This window comes from Agromyces sp. PvR057, from assembly GCF_040547485.1.
Lineage (GTDB): Bacteria > Actinomycetota > Actinomycetes > Actinomycetales > Microbacteriaceae > Agromyces.
The window spans coordinates 702,344-720,353 of sequence record NZ_JBEPPT010000002.1; the positions used below are offsets into that span (position 1 = coordinate 702,344).

Genomic DNA, 18,010 nt, shown 5'->3' on the forward strand with positions numbered 1-18,010 from the left:
CACCGGTCATCGCACCACCGCAGGGATCGACAGCGAAGGGGAATCGGATGTCGCGCAAGGGGTTCGGGTTCGGGATCGCGCTCGTCGCGGCATCCGTCGTGCTCATGGGGTGCCAGGCGGCGCCAGAGGGCGAGGAATCGACCGAGAGCGCGGGTTGCGTCCGCATGGTGACCAACTCCGGCGGCCTCGAGGACCGGTCGTTCAACCAGTCCAGCTGGGAGGGGCTCCAGCAGGCCGAGAGCGAGCTCGGCGTCGAGGCCGAGGCCATCGTCTCCACCGGCGAGACCGACCTCGCGCCGAACGTCGAGCAGGCCGTGGCCTCCGGATGCGGGCTCGTCGTCACGGTCGGCTGGGAGCTGGCCGACCCGACGCTCGACCAGGCGGGCAAGAACCCCGAGGTCGCGTTCGCGATCGTCGACGAGTCGGTCGAGGCCGAGAACGTCAAGCCCGTCGTCTTCGACACCGCGCAGGCGTCCTACCTCGCCGGCTACCTCGCGGCGGGTGTGACGAAGACGGGCGTCGTCGCGACCTTCGGCGGCGGCAACCAGCCGCCGGTGACCCTCTTCATGGACGGCTTCGTCGACGGCGTCGCGAAGTACAACGAGGTGCACGGCACGAGCGTGCGCGCACTCGGGTGGAGCAAGGCCGCGCAGGACGGTGCCTTCACCGGCGACTTCGAGGACGTCAACAAGGGCAAGACGCTGACCGACGGCTTCATCGACCAGGGCGCCGACGTGATCCTGCCGGTCGCCGGGCAGGTCGGCGAGGGCGCCGCATCCGCCGCCGTCGAGCGCGGCGGGGTCTCGGTCATCTGGGTCGACAGCGACGGCTACGAGACGCTCTCGGAGTCGTTCCGCCCCGTGATCCTGACGAGCGTGCTGAAGAACACGCAGGACGCCATGGTGCAGATCGTCGGCGACGTGCAGGACGGCGCGTTCACGAACGAACCCTACGTCGGCACCCTCGAGAACGGCGGGGTCGAGATCGCGCCCTACCACGACCTCGCACCGCTCGTCTCCGAGGCGCTCGACGGCGAGATCGAGGGCCTGCGGCAGGCGATCATCGCGGGGGAGATCGTCGTGGAGTCGCCGAGCAGGCCCTGAGGTCGGGCCCGCAGACGCCGGTGCGCGAGCGGGCGAGCGCACCTCCACCCCCGCGCGGGGGTGTGCCTCCGTGCTCATATGAGCAGAATGTCGCGTCTTCATAACCATTGGATGTCGCGTCCGCAAAGTGATGGGGCGGTGCGCGCAACATTCGGTAACGTGTGCGCACAGCCCCCGCGTTCTCGATCGGGGCGCACTATTTGGAGGACACAGTGAAGGTCACGACCAAGAAGGCCGGATTCGCCGGCCTCGCGATGTTCGGCGCAGCCGTGCTGCTCGCCGGTTGCGCTTCTGCTCCCGAGGAATCGGGCAGCGGCGACGGTGGCGAGGCCATCGACTTCCAGCCCTGCATGGTGTCCGACTCCGGCGGATTCGACGACAAGTCGTTCAACCAGCTCGGCTTCGAAGGCGCCACCAAGGCCGCCGACGAGCTGGGCGTCGAGCTCAAGAGCGTCCAGTCCGAGGCCGAGACCGACTACGCGCCCAACCTGACGAACCTCGTCGACCAGGGCTGCGACCTCATCGTCACCGTCGGCTTCGCCCTCTCGGCCGCCACGGTCGAGTCCGCGACCGCCAACCCCGACGTCGAGTACGTCATCATCGACGACGCGGCCGACAACGACTTCGACGGCACCGTCGACGCTCCGAACATCAAGCCGATCCTCTTCGACACGGCCCAGGCCGCGTTCCTCGCCGGCTACGCGGCCGCCGCGTACAGCCAGACCGGCGTCGTCGGCACCTTCGGCGGCATGAACTTCCCGACCGTCTCCATCTTCATGGACGGCTTCAAGCAGGGCGTCGACTACCACAACAGCGAGAAGAGCACCGCGGTCAAGGTCCTCGGCTGGGACGGCACCGACGGTCTCTTCACGGGTGGCTTCGAGGCCAACGACACCGCGCGCAACACCGCGCAGGGCCTCATCGACCAGAACGTCGACGTGCTGCTGCCCGTCGGCGGCCCGATCTACCAGTCGGCCGCTGCGGCGATCCGCGACTCCGGCAAGGACATCGCGATGATCGGCGTCGACGCCGACTTCACCGAGACCGACCCGTCGGTCGCGGACCTCATGCTCACCTCGATCCTCAAGGGCATCGACGTCGGCACGTACGACGCCGTCCTCGCGGCGGGCAACGACGACTTCGACCCGACCCCGTTCGTCGGCACGCTCGAGAACGAGGGCGTCGGCATCGCGCCGTTCCACGACTTCGAGTCGAAGGTTCCGGCCGAACTGCAGGGCGAGCTCGACGAGCTCAAGGCCGCGATCATCGCGGGCGACGTCGAGGTGAAGTCCTACCTCGCGGAGTAATCCACGACACGCGCAGCGGGGAGGTCGGCTTCGGCCGGCCTCCCCGATGTGTGTTCACCAGCTGCCAGACAGCTCGCACCCGGCCCTCGGCCAACACGTGAGCATGCGGCATCCGGTGGTTCCGACATCCGAGCGACATCTGCTGCAGATGCGCCATCTTCACTAGGATCAGGACATGAAGCTCGAACTTCGCGGCATCACGAAGCGCTTCGGCAGCTTGGTCGCCAACGACCACATCGACCTCACCGTCGAGGCAGGCGAGATCCACTGCCTGCTCGGTGAGAACGGCGCCGGAAAATCCACCCTCATGAACGTGCTCTACGGCCTCTACCAGGCCGACGAGGGCGAGGTGCTGCTCGACGACGAGGTCAAGCACTTCGCCGGACCGGGCGACGCGATGGCCGCCGGCATCGGTATGGTGCACCAGCACTTCATGCTGATCCCCGTGTTCACCGTGGCCGAGAACGTCATGCTCGGGCACGAGTCGACCAAGGCCGGAGGCATGCTCGACCTCGCGAGCGCCCGTGCGAAGGTGCGCGAGATCTCCGATCGCTTCGGGTTCGACGTCGACCCCGATGCGCTCGTCGACGACCTGCCCGTCGGCGTGCAGCAGCGCGTCGAGATCATCAAGGCCCTCTCGCGCGACGCCCGCGTGCTCGTCTTCGACGAGCCGACCGCGGTGCTCACCCCGCAGGAGACCGACGAGCTGATGGTCATCATGCGCCAGCTCAAGCAGACCGGCACGTCGATCGTGTTCATCACGCACAAGCTGCGCGAGGTGCGCGAGGTCGCCGACCGCATCACCGTGATCCGCCTCGGCAAGGTCGTCGGCGAGGCGGCGCCCACCGCGTCGAACGCCGAGCTCGCGTCGCTCATGGTCGGGCGCGCGGTCGAGCTCACCGTGCACAAGGACCAGCCGAACCTCGGCGAGGCCGCGCTCGTGGTCGAGGGGCTCACGGTCGTCGACCAGATCGGCCAGCTCGTCGTGAACGACGTCAGCTTCACCGTGCGACGCGGCGAGATCCTCGCCGTCGCCGGCGTGCAGGGCAACGGGCAGACCGAGCTCACCGAGGCGCTCCTCGGCCTCCAGCCGCGCGTCACCGGGTCCATCGCGATCGACGGCATCGAGCTGAGCTCCGCGAGCCCGCGGCGCATCCTCGACGCGGGCGTCGGCTTCGTTCCAGAGGACCGCAACGAAGACGGCCTCGTCGGCGAGTTCACGATCACCGAGAACCTGATGCTCGACCGCAGCAACGGCGCCCCGTTCGTGCGCGCCGGCAACATCCAGCGGGCCGCGCTCGAGCAGTTCGCGCGCGAGAAGGTCGCCGAGTTCGACGTCCGCACCCAGGGCATCGACTCGAAGGTGCGACAGCTCTCGGGCGGCAACCAGCAGAAGGTCGTGCTCGCACGCGAGCTCAGCCGCGACCTCCGACTGCTCGTCGCCGCACAGCCCACGCGCGGCGTCGACGTCGGCTCGATCGAGTTCATCCACAAGCGCATCGTCGAGACGCGCGACGCCGGCGTGCCCGTCGTCGTGGTCTCGACCGAACTCGACGAGGTTGCGGCCCTCGCCGACCGCATCATGGTCATGTACCGCGGCCGAATCGTCGGCATCGTGCCGGGAGACACCCCCCGCGAAGTGCTCGGCCTGATGATGGCCGGAGAGGTCCCCACCGAAGGAGCCGCCGCATGAGCGACCCCCGCGACCCCGCCGCGGGCGGGGCAGACGCCCAGGAGCCCGAGATCCACGAGCAGACCCCCTCCGAGCACGACGGCCCGTCCTCGACCGCCGACGCCGACGTCGCGATCGAGGCGTCCGGTGCCGTCGCGACCGGGCCGGCCGCGCCGACCCAGGCATCCGCATCCGCCTCCGCGACGCCGACGGCGACGACGCCCGCCGACGCCGAGGTCGAGCCGCCGTCGCGCTGGCACACGACGCTGCACCAGATCGCCACCGGCAACGCGATCATCTCGGTGCTCGCCGTGCTGCTCGCGCTCGTCGTCGGCGCGATCATGATCGCCTTCACCGACGAGAAGGTGCAGGAGGCGAGCGTCTACTTCTTCGCCCGCCCCGGCGACACGTTCATCGCGATCTGGGAGTCGGTCTCCGGTGCGTACACCGCCCTGTTCCAGGGCTCGATCTACAACTTCAACCGCGACACGTTCGCGGCCGGCATCCGGCCCCTCACCGAGACCCTCACGTTCGCGACGCCGCTCATCGCCGGCGGCCTCGGCGTCGGCCTGGCCTTCCGGGTCGGCATGTTCAACATCGGCGGTCGCGGGCAGATGCTGATCGCGGCCTCCGTCGCCGGATGGATCGGCTTCGGCGTCGACCTCCCGTGGGGCCTGCACATGCTCGTCGCCCTCGTCGGCGGCCTCCTCGGCGGCGCCCTCTGGGCCGGCATCGCGGGCCTCCTGAAGGCGCGCACCGGCGCGCACGAGGTGATCGTCACGATCATGCTCAACTACGTCGCGTTCTACCTCGTGTCGTGGATGCTGCGCACCCCCGGCCTGCTGCAAGCGCCCGGATCGAGCAACCCGAAGACGCCGCCGATGAAGGAGACCGCGATCTTCCCGTCGCTTCTGGGGCCGCAGTACAACCTGCACTTCGGCTTCATCCTCGTGGTCGGGGCGACCGTGCTCGTCTGGTGGATCCTCAGCCGGTCGAGCCTCGGATTCAAGTTCCGCGCCGTCGGCGAGAACCCGAACGCGGCGCGCGTGGCCGGCATCAACGTCAAGTCGATGTACGTCTACGCGATGCTCATCGCGGGCGCCCTGCTCGGCCTCGCAGGCGTCAGCCAGGTGCTCGGCACCGTCACGACCGGCTTCACCGCCGGCATCGACGCGGGCATCGGCTTCGACGCGATCACCGTCGCCCTGCTCGGGCGCTCGACGCCGTGGGGCATCTTCGTCGCGGGCATCCTGTTCGGCGCCTTCAAGGCCGGCGGATTCTCGATGCAGGCCGCCGAGGGCGTGCCGGTCGAGATCGTGCTCGTCGTGCAGTCGCTCATCGTGCTCTTCATCGCCGCACCGCCCCTGGTCCGCACCATCTTCCGCCTGCCCGACCCGGCAGCGACGACGCGCAGACCTCGACCGATCGTCACGAAGGAGGTGAAGGCGAAGTGAGCCAGACCGTGCAGCAGACGCCTGCAGCCGACGTCCCCGCCCTCGCGACGACCGTCGTCACGAGCTGGAAGGCGCCCATCGCCTTCGCCGCCTTCACGCTGATCGCGCTCGCGCTCGCGGTGTTCGCACCGCGCGAGGGCGACACCACGTTCCGCCTCGTCGACGCGAAGGACGTCATCCAGATCAACTCGATCACGACGCCGGCCATGCCGACGCTCTGGGTCGTCATCGTGCTGCTGGCCCTCGCGACCGGATACTCGGCGTACCTCGTCTCCACGAAGCGGCGTGTGCCGCTCTGGCTCATCGTCGTGTTCGCGGTGCTCTTCATGACGGGCTTCCTCACGTGGGCGGCCGCCGGTGCGACGATCCCCGTGATCGGCCTGCTCTTCGGTTCGCTGAGCCTCGCGGTGCCGCTCATCTTCGGCTCGCTCTCCGGTGTCATCTCCGAGCGCGTCGGCGTGGTCAACATCGCGATCGAGGGCCAGCTGCTCGCCGGTGCGTTCACGTCCGCGCTCGTGGCGAGCCTCACGGGCCTGCCCATCGCCGGGCTCGTCGCCGCGATGGTCGCTGGCATGCTCGTGTCGTTCGTGCTCGCGGCGTTCTCGATCAAGTACTTCGTCGACCAGGTCATCGTCGGCGTCGTCCTGAACGTGCTCGTCACGGGCCTCACGAGCTTCTTCTACTCGCAGGTGCTCGTGCCGAACGCGGCGCAGCTGAACACGCCCCCGCGCTTCGACCGCCTGCCGATCCCGGTGCTCAGCGACATCCCGATCATCGGGCCGGTGCTGTTCCGGCAGACCCTCGTCGTCTACCTGATGTACATCGCGGTCGCGCTCGTGTACGTCGGCCTCTTCCACACCAAGTGGGGCCTGCGCCTTCGCGCCGTCGGCGAGCACCCGCAGGCCGCCGACACCGTCGGCATCAAGGTCAACCGCACGCGATTCTGGAACGTCGCGCTCGCGGGTGCCATCGCGGGCCTCGGCGGCACGTTCTTCACGATCGGCTCCGGCATCGCGTTCAACAAGGAGATGACGGCCGGCGCCGGCTTCATCGCCCTCGCCGCGGTCATCTTCGGCCAGTGGGATCCGATCAAGGCCACGCTCGCCGCGCTGCTCTTCGGCTTCGCGTCGAACCTGCAGAACACGCTCTCGGTCATCGGCTCGCCCGTGCCGAGCGAGTTCATGCTCATGCTGCCCTACCTCGTGACGATCTTCGCCGTGGCGGGCCTCGTGGGCAAGGTGCGCGGCCCAGCCGCGGCCGGCAAGCCGTACATCAAGTCCTGACCTCGTGCGCGCCGACGCCGGCGCGCACGAGCACGGCAGAACACCCATCCATGAACGGGGGAGCACCATGACCGCAACGGATGCGATCGACTGGACCGATCTTCGCGAGCGCGCACGGGAGGCCATGGCGAAGGCGTACGTCCCGTACTCCGAGTTCCCGGTGGGAGCCGCGGCCGTCGTCGACGACGGCCGCATCGTGAGCGGATGCAACGTCGAGAACGCCTCATATGGCGTGACGCTCTGCGCGGAGTGCTCGCTGGTGTCCGCGCTCATCATGTCGGGCGGGGGCCGCCTCGTCGCGTTCTCGTGCGTCGACGGCCACGGCAACGTCCTCATGCCGTGCGGCCGCTGTCGCCAGCTGCTCTACGAGCACTCCGCCGACGGCATGCTGCTCGAGACCGTCTCCGGCATCAAGACCATCGACGAGGTGCTGCCCGACGCGTTCGGTCCGAGGCAGCTCGCGGAATTCAAGGGAGCTGGAGCATGAGCGGCATCGAGGCGTTCGACGCGGTCGACCTGATCAGGGCGAAGCGCGACGGCCACGAACTCGACACTCCCGAGATCGACTGGCTGGTCGACGCGTACACGCGCGGCTACGTGGCCGACGAGCAGATGTCGGCGATGACCATGGCGATCTTCCTGAACGGCATGAGCCGCCGGGAGATCCGCGACCTCACGATGGCGATGATCGCATCGGGCGAGCGCATGGACTTCGGCGGGCTCGGCAAGCCGACGTCCGACAAGCACTCCACCGGCGGCGTCGGCGACAAGATCACCCTCCCGCTGATGCCGTTGGTCGCGAGCTTCGGCGTGGCGGTCCCGCAGCTCTCCGGCCGCGGGCTCGGACACACGGGCGGCACGCTCGACAAGCTCGAGTCGATCCCTGGCTGGCGCGCCGACCTGACGAACGAGGAGATGTTCACGCAGCTCCGCGAGGTCGGCGGCGTCATCTGCGCCGCGGGCACGGGCCTGGCACCCGCCGACAAGAAGCTCTACGCCCTGCGCGACATCACGGGCACGGTCGAGGCGATCCCGCTGATCGCGAGCTCGATCATGTCGAAGAAGATCGCCGAGGGCACGGGTGCGCTCGTGCTCGACGTGAAGTTCGGGTCCGGCGCGTTCCTGCAGGACATCGACCGCTCGCGCGAGCTCGCCCGCACGATGGTCGCCCTCGGCGAGGACGCCGGCGTCGCGACATCCGCCCTGATCACGAACATGAACGTGCCCCTCGGGCTCACGATCGGCAACGCGAACGAGGTGCGCGAATCGGTCGAGGTGCTCGCCGGCGGCGGCCCCGCCGACGTGCGGGCGCTCACGATCGCGCTCGCGCAGGAGATGCTCGAGCTCGCGGGCGTGCGCGATGCCGATGTCGAGGCGGCACTCGACGACGGCCGGGCCATGGACAGCTGGCGGGCGTTCGTGGTGGCGCAGGGCGGCGACCCCGACGCGGCGCTCCCCGTCGCTCGCGAGACCCACACCGTGGTCGCCGAGCGCGACGGCGTGCTCGTCGAGCAGCGCGCGCTGCCCTTCGGCATCGCCGCCTGGCGCCTCGGCGCAGGGCGCGCCCGCAAGGAGGACCCGGTGCACCACGCCGCCGGCATCGACCTGCACGCGAAGCCCGGCGACGTCGTGCGCAAGGGCGAGCCGCTCTTCACGCTGTCGGCCGACGAGCCCGCGCGCTTCGCCCGGGCGCTCGACGCCGTCGAGGGCGCGTACCGCATCGGCGACGCCGGCGAGGACGTGCTCGACGGCGGCCCGCTGATCGCCGACCGCATCGGGCGCTGATCCGAGGCGGGGCTCCGCAGGCATAGCTTCGAGATTGCCGAGACTTCCCGGCGGCCTCGCCGCTATCGTGGACTCGTGAACACGATTCCGACGGAGTACCGGCTCGAGGGCGACGGAGCGAACATCCAGGCATTGCCGAAGGTGTCGCTGCACGACCATCTCGACGGCGGCCTGCGCCCGCAGACCATCATCGAGCTCGCCGACGCCGCTGGCGTCGACGTTCCCGTCCACGACGCCGATGGGCTCGGTGCGTGGTTCGCCGAGAAGTCCGACTCGGGATCGCTCGTCGAGTACCTGAAGACCTTCGACCTGACGACGGCGGTCATGCAGACCCGCGAGGGACTCACCAGGGTCGCTCGCGAGTTCGTTCAGGACCTCGCCGCCGACGGCGTCGTCTACGGAGAGATCCGGTGGGCGCCCGAACAGCACCTGGCTCGGGGCCTGAGCCTCGACGAGGTCGTCGAGGCCGTGCAGACCGGACTCGACGAGGGCATCGACGACGCGCGCAACCTCGGCCACGCCATCCGCACGGGCCAGCTCGTCTCGGCCATGCGGCACGCCGACCGCGGGCTCGAGATCGCCGAGCTGGCGGTGCGCCACCGTGATCGCGGTGTCGTCGGCTTCGACATCGCGGGTGCCGAGGCCGGGTTCCCGGCCGGTCGTCTCCGCACGGCGTTCGACTTCCTCGCGGGCCAGTACCTGCCGGTCACGGTGCACGCGGGCGAGGCCGACGGCCTCGAGTCCATCCGCAGCGCCCTGTTCGACGGCCGCGCGTTGCGCCTCGGCCACGGCGTCCGCCTCGCCGAAGACCTCACGATCGAGCGCCAGGACGACGAGAACACCTACGTCTCGCTCGGCCCCATCGCGCAGTGGGTGCGCGACCGCGAGATCGCCCTCGAGCTGAGCCCGTCGTCGAACCTGCAGACCGGGGCGATCGAGGCATGGGGCGACGAGCTCATCGACCACCCGTTCGACCTGCTGTACCAGCTGGGTTTCCGGGTCACGGTGAATACCGACAACCGCCTGATGTCGGCCACGAGCCTGACGCGCGAGCTCGCCCTGCTCGCCGACGCGTTCGGCTACGACCTCGACGACTTCGAGACGTTCCAGCTCAACGCCGCCGCCGCCGCCTTCCTGCCGCTCGACGACCGCGACGAGCTCGCGGAGGTCATCCGCGAGGGCTTCGACGAAGCCTGATCGGATGCCGCGGCGCACGCCGGAGCCTCAGACCCGAGATCGACCCGACCGCCACTCGAGCCCCCGCGCGAGTCCGTGCTGAAACGGAACCACCACTCATGACCACGACGCCCCTGCCAGACACGGCGGTCGTCCTCGGCGCCGACGTCGACGATTGGCGTGCCGCGGTCCGCGAGTCCGGCCGTGCGCTGACCCGCGCCAAGGTGACCCGACCCGAGTACACCGAGCGCATGATCGGCGTGATCGAGGAGTTCGGCGCCTACGTGGTCATCGCGCCCGGCCTCGCGCTGGCGCACGCCCGTCCGGGGCCCGACGTCCTGGGCGAGGGGCTCTCGGTCGTCACGCTCGCGACGCCCGTCGAGTTCGGGCACCCGCACAACGACCCCGTGCGGGTCGTCATCGGTCTTGCCGTCTCGAACCCCGAGGAGCACGTCGCGTCGGTCGCCAGGCTCGCGAACGTGTTCAACGACCTGGGCGTCATCGATCGCCTCGCCGGTGCGGCCGATGCAGCCGAGGTGCGCGCGCTGCTCGGCGTCGAGGCGCTCGACGAGGGCGACGCGGGCGAAGGCGCGGGCGAATGAAGATCATCGCAGTATGCGGCGAGGGCATCGGCACCTCGGCGATCCTCAAGGTCAACGCCGAGCGCGCCCTCGACCGCCTCGGGCTCACGGCCTCCGTCGACGCGAGCGACCTCGCCTCGGTGGCCGAAGCCGCCGCCGACGCGCAGGTCGTGCTGACCTCGACCGAGCTCGCGGACGCCGTGCGCGCGACACTCGGCCGCTCGTTCGCAGAGATCATCGAGATCGTGAACTACTTCGACGTCGAGGAGATCGGCTCGAAGCTCGAGCGCTCGCTCGCCTGAGGCCTCGCTCGCTCGCCTGAGGCCTCGGGCCCGATCGGGCCGACCCGTGTGGCGAGCCGGCGCGATCGCGACGCTCAGGCGGTGAGCTCCCGCATGCCCGCCTCGAGGCGCGCGAGGGTGTCGGATGCCGCGGCACGGCGCTCGGCGACGGTGCCCTCGTGCGCGACGACGTCGAGGTAGACCTTGAGCTTCGGCTCGGTGCCGCTCGGTCGCACCATGACGCGCGAGCCGCCCTCGAGGATGATGCGCAGCACGTCGCTCGGGGCGAGCGCGCCGAACCCGTGCGAGAGGTCCTCGATGCGCTCGACCCTGATGCCGCCGACGGCGGCCGGCGGCTCGGCGCGCAGGCGGGCCATGATGGCGCCGATGCGGCTGAGGTCGGTGACGCGCAGTGAGATCTGGCCCGAGTCGTGGCATCCGAACCGCTCGGCGAACTCGTCGAGGTGGTCGGCGACCGTGCGCCCGGAGGCGTGCAGGTCGGCTGCGAGCGACAGGAACGCGATGGCGGCCGAGATGCCGTCCTTGTCGCGCACGGTGCCGGGGTTCACGAGGTAGCCGAGCGCCTCCTCGAACCCGAAGATCAGGTTGGGCGCGCGCGAGATCCACTTGAAGCCGGTGAGGGTCGCCTCGAACCCGAGGTCGTAGGCGTCGGCGATGGCTTCGAGGCCGGGGGAGGAGACGATCGAGCAGGCGAGGGTGCCGTCCGAGGCGCCGTCGCCGGAGTCGTCGGCGGCTCGGCGGGCAGCGCGCCAGCCGAGCAGGAGCCCGACCTCGTTGCCCGTGAGGCGGCGGTACCCGTCGGCGGCGGAGGGGTCGGGGATCGCGATCGCGAGCCGGTCGGCATCGGGGTCGTTCGCGACGATGAGCTCGGCGCCGACCTCGCGGGCCCTGGCGAACGCGAGGTCCATCGCGCCCGGTTCCTCGGGGTTCGGGAACGACACCGTCGGGAACGCGCCGTCGGGCTCGATCTGCTCCTCGACGAGCGCCGGCGCGTCGAATCCGGCCTCGGCCAGCACGCGGGCGGTGGTCTCCCACCCGACACCGTGCATGGCGGTGTACACGACCTTCGGCTGCGAGGGCGGCGCGTATCCGGCCTCGTGGGCCGTGGCCTGCACGTAGGCGTCGACGAGCGACTCGTCGGCCGTCTCGAACGCGCCGCGCGGCAGGTCGGTCACGAGCGCCGTCGCAGCAACGCCGGCGATGTGCGCGGCGATCTCGGCGTCGGACGGCGAGACGATCTGCGACCCGTGGTCGGTGTCGCCGAGGTAGACCTTGTAGCCGTTGTCGTTGGGCGGGTTGTGCGAGGCCGTGACCATGATGCCGGCCGAGACGTCGAGGTGGCGCACCGCGAACGCGAGCACCGGCGTGGGCAGCAGCCTCGGCAGCAGGATCGCCCGGAGGCCGGCGCCCGCGAGGATCTCGGCGGAGTCGCGCGCGAACACCGCCGAGTTGCGACGCCCGTCGTAGCCGATCACGACCGAGGGCGTCGTACCCGGCGCCCGCTCGAGCAGGAACGCCGCGAGCCCGGCCGCGGCCTGGGCCACGAGCACCCGGTTCATGCGGTTCGGGCCGGCGGCGATCTCGCCGCGGAGGCCCGCCGTGCCGAACGCGAGCCGCTGGTCGAACCGGTCGGCGAGGTCGGCGGACGCCTCGGCGTCGCCGCCCTGCACGCGCGCGACGAGGTCGAGGAGTTCGACGCGCGTCTCGGGGTCGGGGTCCTGGGCCACCCACGCCTGGGCGAGGGCGATGCGGCGCGCGTCGTCGTCGGAGGGGACGGCTGGCGCCGCCGAGGCGTCTTGCTGCGACATCCGCTGCTCCTAGAGTTCCGCGACGATCTTCGCCAGCAGCGAGGAGATGACGGGCTCGGCGGCCTGGCCGGCCTCGATGACCTCCTGGTGGCTCAACGGGGTCTTCTGGATGCCGGCGGCGAGGTTCGTGATGAGCGACATGCCGAGCACCTCCATGCCGGCCTGACGGGCGGCGATGGCCTCGAGCGCGGTCGACATGCCCACGATGTGGCCGCCGATGGCCTTCGCCATCTGCACCTCGGCGGGCGTCTCGTAGTGCGGCCCGCGGAACTGGCAGTAGACCCCCTCGTCGAGCGTGGGATCGATCGTGTGCGCGAGGTCGCGCAGCCGCGTCGAGTAGAGGTCGGTGAGGTCGATGAACGTCGCTCCCTCGAGCGGCGAGTCGGCCGTGAGGTTGATGTGGTCGCTGATGAGCACGGGCGTGCCGGGCTTCCAGTGCTCCTTGATGCCGCCGGCGCCGTTGGTGAGGATCATCGTGGTCGCACCGGTGGCCGCCGCGGTGCGGACCGAGTGCACCACGCGCCGGACGCCGTGGTCCTCGTAGTAGTGGGTGCGGGCGCCGATCACGAGGGCGCGCTTGCCGCTCGGCAGCAGCACCGAGCGCAGGGTGCCGACGTGGCCCTCGAGTGCGGGCTTCGAGAAGCCGGGCACGTCGGTCGCCGCGAGGGTGTGCGTGGTCTCGCCGATGAGCTCGGCGGCGCGGCCCCAGCCGCTGCCGAGGGTGAGGGCGATGTCGTGGCGTTCGACCCCGGTGAGCTCCGCGATGCGGGCCGCGGCGTCGGCTGCGACGGCGAAGGGATCTGCGGCGGGGTCGTCGAGCACGTTTGCTTCGGTCATCCCACCACTCTATGCGGGGGGCGGATGCCGCGGCAGGGCGCTGCTCGTTTGTCGGTCGAGGCGTGCCGACTGGCAGAATATGAGCATGGTCTACGAGTTCGAGCGCACCCAACGGATCGCGGTACTCGGAGGTGGACCGGGCGGGTACGAGGCAGCGCTCGCCGGAGCCCAGCTCGGAGCCGAGGTCACCCTCATCGAACGCGCGGGCGTCGGCGGCTCGGCCGTGCTCACCGACGTCGTGCCGTCGAAGTCGCTCATCGCGACCGCCGAGGCCTCGAACGCGGTGAAGGAGGCCGCCGACCTCGGCGTGCAGTTCTACGCCAAGGGCGACGCCGAGAAGGCCGTCAAGCCGAACGTGGCGATCAACCTCGCCGCGGTGAACAAGCGCCTGCTCGGCCTCGCCGCGCAGCAGTCCGACGACATGCGCCGCAACCTGCTCGACGCCGGCGTGCACCTCGTGCACGGCGAGGGCCGGCTCGACGGGCCGAACGCCGTCATCGTGGCGACCGCCAAGGGCGGCACCGACTTCGACCGCATCGAAGCCGACACGATCGTGCTCTCGGTCGGCGCCTCACCGCGCGTGCTGCCGTCGGCCGTGCCCGACGGCCACCGCATCCTCACGTGGACGCAGCTCTACAACCTCCAGCAGGTGCCCGAGCACCTCATCGTCGTCGGCTCCGGTGTCACGGGCGCGGAGTTCGCGTCCGCGTACCGCGCGCTCGGCGCGAAGGTGACGCTCATCTCGAGCCGCGACCAGGTGCTGCCGGGCGAAGACGCCGACGCGGCATCCGTCATCGAGAAGGTCTTCAAGCGCAACGGCATGAAGGTGCTGAACACGTCCCGTGCCGAATCGGTCGTGCGCGACGGCGACGAGGTCGTCGCCACGCTCTCCGACGGGCGCGAGGTGCGCGGCAGCCACTGCCTGATGGCCGTGGGCTCGGTGCCGAACACGAGCGACCTCGGCCTCGCCGAGGCGGGCGTGCAGCTCACCGAGAGCGGCCACATCCGGGTGAACCGCGTCGCGCGCACGTCGATCCCGAACATCTACGCGGCCGGCGACTGCACGACGTTCCCGCCGCTCGCCTCGGTCGCCTCGATGCAGGGCCGCACGGCGATCTTCCACGCGATGGGCGACATCGTGAACCCGCCCGAAGAACGCAACATCACCTCGAACATCTTCACGCAGCCCGAGATCGCGACGGTCGGCTGGACCCAGCGCGAGATCGAGGACGGCGTCGTGCCCGGCACGGTCTACAAGCTGCCGCTCGCATCGAACCCGCGCGCGAAGATGATGGGCATCCGCGACGGGTTCGTGAAGCTGTTCGCCTCGGCCGGCTCGGGGTCGATCATCGGCGGCGTCATCGTCGCACCCAAGGCGTCCGAGCTGATCTTCCCGCTCGCGCTCGCGGTCGAGCACCGGCTCACGGTCGACCAGTTCGCCGAGGCGTTCCCGGTCTATCCGTCGCTGACCGGTTCGCTGACGGATGCCGCGCGGGCCATGCACGTCGTACGCTAGGCCCACGAGCGTCGCGGGGGCGGCGCAGCTCGGGGGGAACGACATGAACCTGCGTGTGAAGTCCGTCGAATCGTCGATCGCCGATTCCCACGACGAGGAGCGGAGCCTCAAGCGGTCGCTCGGCACCTGGGATCTCGCGCTCATGGGCATCGCCGTCGCGGTCGGCGCCGGCATCTTCTCGGTGGGGGCCCAGGCCGCGGCGAACTTCGCCGGCCCGAGCGTCATCATCTCGTTCATCCTCGCGGCCGTCACGTGCGGCCTCGCGATCATGTGCTACGCCGAGTTCGCCTCGACCGTGCCGGTCGCCGGCAGCGCGTACACGTTCACGTACGCGACCATGGGCGAGCTGCTCGCGTGGATCATCGGCTGGGACCTCATCCTCGAACTGTTCACGGCCGCGGCCGTGCTCGCCAAGTACTGGGGCGTCTACCTCGGCGAGGCGCTGCTCGCATTCGGGCTGCCGTTCCCGGCGACGTTCCAGCTCGGCGGCATCGAGGTGAGCTGGCCCGCGTTCCTCGTCGTGGCCGTGTTCACGGCGCTGCTCGTCGCGGGAACGAAGCTCACCGCGCGCATCGGGGCGGTGTTCACGATCATCAAGGTCGCGATCGTGCTCTTCGTCATCGTCGTGGGCTTCTTCTTCGTCAAGGCGGCGAACTTCTCGCCGTTCATCCCCGAGGCCGTGCCCACCGAGGGCGGTGCCACGGATGTCTGGACGCAGTCGCTCTTCTCGTGGGCCACGGGAGCCGCGCCGGCGCAGTACGGCGTCTTCGGCATGCTGTCGGCCGCGGCGCTCGTCTTCTTCGCGTTCATCGGGTTCGACGTCGTCGCGACGAGCGCCGAGGAGGTGCGCGAACCGCAGAAGCGGCTGCCGCGCGGCATCTTCCTCGGCCTCGGCATCGTGACCCTGCTCTACGTGCTCGTCTCGATCGTCATGACCGGCATGGTCTCGTACACCGAGCTCGCGGAAGAGGAGACGCCCTCGCTCGCGACCGCGTTCCGCCTCGTCGGCCAGGACTGGGCCTCGGCCGTGATCTCGCTCGGCGCCCTCGCGGGACTCACGACGGTGATCATGATCATCCTGCTCGGCCTCTCGCGCATCGTCTTCGCGCTCAGCCGCGACGGGCTGCTTCCGCGGTGGCTGTCGAAGACGACGGAGCGCACGAAGACGCCCGCGCGCATCCAGATCATCGCCGGCACGGTTGTGGCGCTCGTCGCCGCGTTCACCGACGTCGGGCTGCTCGAGGAGATGATCAACATCGGCACGCTCTCGGCGTTCGTGCTCGTGAGCATCGGCGTCGTGGTGCTCCGGCGCACCCGACCGGACCTGCCCAGGGGGTTCCGGGTGCCGTGGTCGCCGGTGCTGCCGATCCTCTCGGCGGTGCTCTGCGTCTGGCTCATGCTGAACCTGACCACCCTCACCTGGGTGCGGTTCCTCGTCTGGCTCGTGATCGGCGTCGTGATCTACCTGCTCTACGGCCGGCGTCGCTCACGGCTCGCCGGCGGCGTGAGCGAGGTCGAGCTGCCGAGCCCGCAGGGCGCGGAACCGCCGCAGAACCGCTGATCGTCGCAGTTCGCCCCGGGGCGGGCGGGGGCTGGCGCCCCGAACATCGTCGACCATTCTGCGCAACAACGTTGTCAACACTGTTGCGCTGGAGTCGATGCGCGCAGTACTGTCCGAGTGCAGCATCCGTTCGTCGGCAGTCCCGCGGTTCGCGACCTGCCGACGGCCACCCCAGACGACGACGTTCCAGGAGGCACGATGTACGATCACGACGACTCGACCCCCAACCACGCGCAGGGAGTCGCCCGGCGCACTGTCCTCGGCTTCGCTGCGGCGGGGGCCGCCGCGCTGCTCCTCACCGCCGGAGCGCGGCCCGGCGGGGGCCTCCCAGGCTCGTACAACCGGATGTGGGACACCATCGTGATCGGGGCGGGTGCCTCGGGACTCGGGGCGGCCCGAGTCCTCGCCGACGCCGGCAAGCGGGTGCTCGTCCTCGAAGCCCGGGACCGCATCGGCGGTCGGATGTGGACGGATCGCACGTCGATGTCCATCCCGATCGAGCGCGGCGCCGAGCTCGTGCACGGCACCACCGTCTCGACCTGGGATCTCATCGATCGGCTCGGTCTCTCGACGCGGCGGCAGACAACCGTGTTCGGGCGTCTCCGCCCTGACTCGCCCTGGGTCGACGGCTCCACCTTCGAATCGCTGCACTTCCCCCTCGGCGCACCGTCGCTCCCGAACGGGCTTCCCGATCCGCTCGAAGGGGAGACGGCCCTGTCCTGGCTGGAACGCGTGGGCATCGCCCCCGACAACTACCCGATCCTGCTCGCCGCGCTCGAGGTCGACACCGAGCAGTTCGACGTGCTTCCGGCGGATCACGTCGTCGGGACGGTCGCCGACGCGCTGGCGGTGCAGGATCTCTCGGGACCGTTCCCGCCCGAGGAGTACGGGGACTACCGGGTGATCGGGGGCTACGACCAGGTGCTGCAGCCGCTCGCCGCCGGACTCGCACTGGTGCGCGGAGCCCGCGTGCACACCGTGGAGCATCGTCGCGGCCGCGTCGACGTGCACTCGACCCTCGGCTCGTTCAAGGCGAAGTCGCTCGTGGTCGCGCTGCCCGGCGGCGTCCTGAAGAACGGTGACGTCGCCTTCGATCCGCCCCTTCCGGCCGACCGACGTGATGCCTTCCAGGCGATCGAGTACCTGCCGGTGTTCAAAGGCATCCTCGAGTTCGCCCAGCCGGTGCTTCCCGCCGGGCACCCGGTGCCGCGCTCCTGGGACGTCATGACGACGTTCTCGAAGAACCCGCCCAGCCTCTGGAACGGCTCCGTCGGAACCCCGGGCTACGCCGGCGAGGTCGTCGTCGCGTGGATGACGGGCGCACGGGCTCAGGCACTCCTCGACCTGCCCGAGGTCCAGCGATTCCAGGCCGCGCTCGACAACGTCCGCACCGCGGCCGGCGATCAGGGTCTGGAGTACGTGCACGCCTCGACCTACGACTGGTCCGAGGACGAGTTCGCCCGGGGTGCCTACCCGGGGCCGTTCTCACGACGCAGTGGCCTGAACGGGCCCATCGACGGCACGATCTTCTGGGCGGGCATGGTGACCAGCACCATCCACTCGTCGCGCAACTCGGGTGTCGCGGCCGCGAACGCCGTCCTCGCGGAACTCGCGCTGCGCTGACG

The 18,010-nt window shown here is 70.2% G+C and carries 15 protein-coding genes; 13 read left to right on the plus strand and 2 right to left on the minus strand.

Annotated elements, in window-relative coordinates:
* The first annotated feature begins 47 nt into the window (after nucleotides 1-47).
* From ABIC29_RS12465 to ABIC29_RS12510, 10 genes are all read left to right on the plus strand, one after another.
* A complete protein-coding gene (locus tag ABIC29_RS12465; protein WP_116083404.1) occupies nucleotides 48-1,103 on the plus strand; it encodes a BMP family lipoprotein in 1,056 nt (351 codons plus the stop codon).
* Between the two features lie 212 nt (nucleotides 1,104-1,315).
* Nucleotides 1,316-2,410 (plus strand): BMP family lipoprotein, encoded by a 1,095-nt coding sequence (locus tag ABIC29_RS12470; RefSeq protein WP_158551826.1) that lies wholly within the window; start codon nucleotides 1,316-1,318, stop codon nucleotides 2,408-2,410.
* A 175-nt stretch (nucleotides 2,411-2,585) separates the two neighbouring features.
* Nucleotides 2,586-4,103, plus strand: a complete 1,518-nt coding sequence (locus ABIC29_RS12475) for an ABC transporter ATP-binding protein (RefSeq protein WP_116083401.1) — start codon at nucleotides 2,586-2,588, stop codon at nucleotides 4,101-4,103.
* On the plus strand, nucleotides 4,100-5,536 hold the full coding sequence (locus ABIC29_RS12480) for an ABC transporter permease (protein WP_354245738.1): 1,437 nt from the start codon (nucleotides 4,100-4,102) through the stop codon (nucleotides 5,534-5,536). The genes ABIC29_RS12475 and ABIC29_RS12480 overlap by 4 nt, the downstream gene beginning before the upstream one ends.
* Nucleotides 5,533-6,819 (plus strand): ABC transporter permease, encoded by a 1,287-nt coding sequence (locus ABIC29_RS12485; protein WP_116083399.1) that lies wholly within the window; start codon nucleotides 5,533-5,535, stop codon nucleotides 6,817-6,819. The genes ABIC29_RS12480 and ABIC29_RS12485 overlap by 4 nt, the downstream gene beginning before the upstream one ends.
* 67 nt (nucleotides 6,820-6,886) lie before the next feature.
* Nucleotides 6,887-7,306, plus strand: coding sequence for a cytidine deaminase (locus ABIC29_RS12490; protein WP_116083397.1), 420 nt, complete (start codon nucleotides 6,887-6,889; stop codon nucleotides 7,304-7,306).
* Nucleotides 7,303-8,604 carry a thymidine phosphorylase gene (locus tag ABIC29_RS12495; protein ID WP_354245743.1) on the plus strand — a complete coding sequence of 434 codons (1,302 nt, stop codon included), beginning with the start codon at nucleotides 7,303-7,305 and terminating at the stop codon, nucleotides 8,602-8,604. Before ABIC29_RS12490 ends, ABIC29_RS12495 begins: the two co-directional genes overlap by 4 nt.
* Nucleotides 8,605-8,688: 84 nt before the next feature.
* On the plus strand, nucleotides 8,689-9,801 hold the full coding sequence (locus ABIC29_RS12500) for an adenosine deaminase (RefSeq protein WP_116084756.1): 1,113 nt from the start codon (nucleotides 8,689-8,691) through the stop codon (nucleotides 9,799-9,801).
* Nucleotides 9,802-9,899: 98 nt separating this feature from the next.
* Nucleotides 9,900-10,382: a PTS sugar transporter subunit IIA gene (locus tag ABIC29_RS12505; protein ID WP_354245749.1), complete on the plus strand. Its 483-nt coding sequence runs from the start codon at nucleotides 9,900-9,902 to the stop codon at nucleotides 10,380-10,382.
* Nucleotides 10,379-10,663, plus strand: a complete 285-nt coding sequence (locus ABIC29_RS12510) for a PTS sugar transporter subunit IIB (protein WP_116083391.1) — start codon at nucleotides 10,379-10,381, stop codon at nucleotides 10,661-10,663. The genes ABIC29_RS12505 and ABIC29_RS12510 overlap by 4 nt, the downstream gene beginning before the upstream one ends.
* 74 nt (nucleotides 10,664-10,737) lie before the next feature.
* On the opposite strand, the gene ABIC29_RS12515 is transcribed toward ABIC29_RS12510, so the two are convergent.
* Together ABIC29_RS12515 and ABIC29_RS12520 are read right to left on the minus strand one after the other, a co-directional pair.
* The gene (locus ABIC29_RS12515) at nucleotides 10,738-12,471 is read right to left on the minus strand and encodes a phospho-sugar mutase (RefSeq protein WP_116083388.1); all 1,734 of its coding nucleotides are present in this window, start codon (nucleotides 12,469-12,471) and stop codon (nucleotides 10,738-10,740) included.
* Between the two features lie 9 nt (nucleotides 12,472-12,480).
* Nucleotides 12,481-13,308 (minus strand): purine-nucleoside phosphorylase, encoded by an 828-nt coding sequence (locus tag ABIC29_RS12520; RefSeq protein WP_116083386.1) that lies wholly within the window; start codon nucleotides 13,306-13,308, stop codon nucleotides 12,481-12,483.
* 85 nt (nucleotides 13,309-13,393) lie between these two features.
* Here ABIC29_RS12520 and ABIC29_RS12525 point away from each other — a divergent pair, with 85 nt between their 5' ends.
* The 3 genes from ABIC29_RS12525 (at nucleotide 13,394) to ABIC29_RS12535 (ending at nucleotide 18,008) form a co-directional block, all read left to right on the plus strand.
* On the plus strand, nucleotides 13,394-14,824 hold the full coding sequence (locus tag ABIC29_RS12525) for an NAD(P)H-quinone dehydrogenase (RefSeq protein WP_354245754.1): 1,431 nt from the start codon (nucleotides 13,394-13,396) through the stop codon (nucleotides 14,822-14,824).
* A gap of 43 nt (nucleotides 14,825-14,867) precedes the next feature.
* On the plus strand, nucleotides 14,868-16,385 hold the full coding sequence (locus tag ABIC29_RS12530) for an APC family permease (RefSeq protein ID WP_116083381.1): 1,518 nt from the start codon (nucleotides 14,868-14,870) through the stop codon (nucleotides 16,383-16,385).
* A gap of 198 nt (nucleotides 16,386-16,583) precedes the next feature.
* Entirely contained in the window at nucleotides 16,584-18,008 is a 1,425-nt protein-coding gene (locus tag ABIC29_RS12535; protein ID WP_354245757.1) for a flavin monoamine oxidase family protein, read from the plus strand.
* The last annotated feature ends 2 nt before the right edge of the window (nucleotides 18,009-18,010 follow it).

Bases quoted from the DNA above. Each gene is read 5' to 3' on its own strand.
- ABIC29_RS12465 (WP_116083404.1), top strand. From the start codon at position 48: ATGTCGCGCAAGGGGTTCGGGTTCGGGATCGCGCTCGTCGCGGCATCC.
- ABIC29_RS12475 (WP_116083401.1), top strand. From the start codon at position 2,586: ATGAAGCTCGAACTTCGCGGCATCACGAAGCGCTTCGGCAGCTTGGTC.
- ABIC29_RS12480 (WP_354245738.1), top strand. From the start codon at position 4,100: ATGAGCGACCCCCGCGACCCCGCCGCGGGCGGGGCAGACGCCCAGGAG.
- ABIC29_RS12490 (WP_116083397.1), top strand. From the start codon at position 6,887: ATGACCGCAACGGATGCGATCGACTGGACCGATCTTCGCGAGCGCGCA.
- ABIC29_RS12495 (WP_354245743.1), top strand. From the start codon at position 7,303: ATGAGCGGCATCGAGGCGTTCGACGCGGTCGACCTGATCAGGGCGAAG.
- ABIC29_RS12505 (WP_354245749.1), top strand. From the start codon at position 9,900: ATGACCACGACGCCCCTGCCAGACACGGCGGTCGTCCTCGGCGCCGAC.
- ABIC29_RS12510 (WP_116083391.1), top strand. From the start codon at position 10,379: ATGAAGATCATCGCAGTATGCGGCGAGGGCATCGGCACCTCGGCGATC.
- ABIC29_RS12515 (WP_116083388.1), bottom strand. From the start codon at position 12,471: ATGTCGCAGCAAGACGCCTCGGCGGCGCCAGCCGTCCCCTCCGACGAC.
- ABIC29_RS12520 (WP_116083386.1), bottom strand. From the start codon at position 13,308: ATGACCGAAGCAAACGTGCTCGACGACCCCGCCGCAGATCCCTTCGCC.
- ABIC29_RS12525 (WP_354245754.1), top strand. From the start codon at position 13,394: ATGGTCTACGAGTTCGAGCGCACCCAACGGATCGCGGTACTCGGAGGT.
- ABIC29_RS12530 (WP_116083381.1), top strand. From the start codon at position 14,868: ATGAACCTGCGTGTGAAGTCCGTCGAATCGTCGATCGCCGATTCCCAC.
- ABIC29_RS12535 (WP_354245757.1), top strand. From the start codon at position 16,584: ATGTACGATCACGACGACTCGACCCCCAACCACGCGCAGGGAGTCGCC.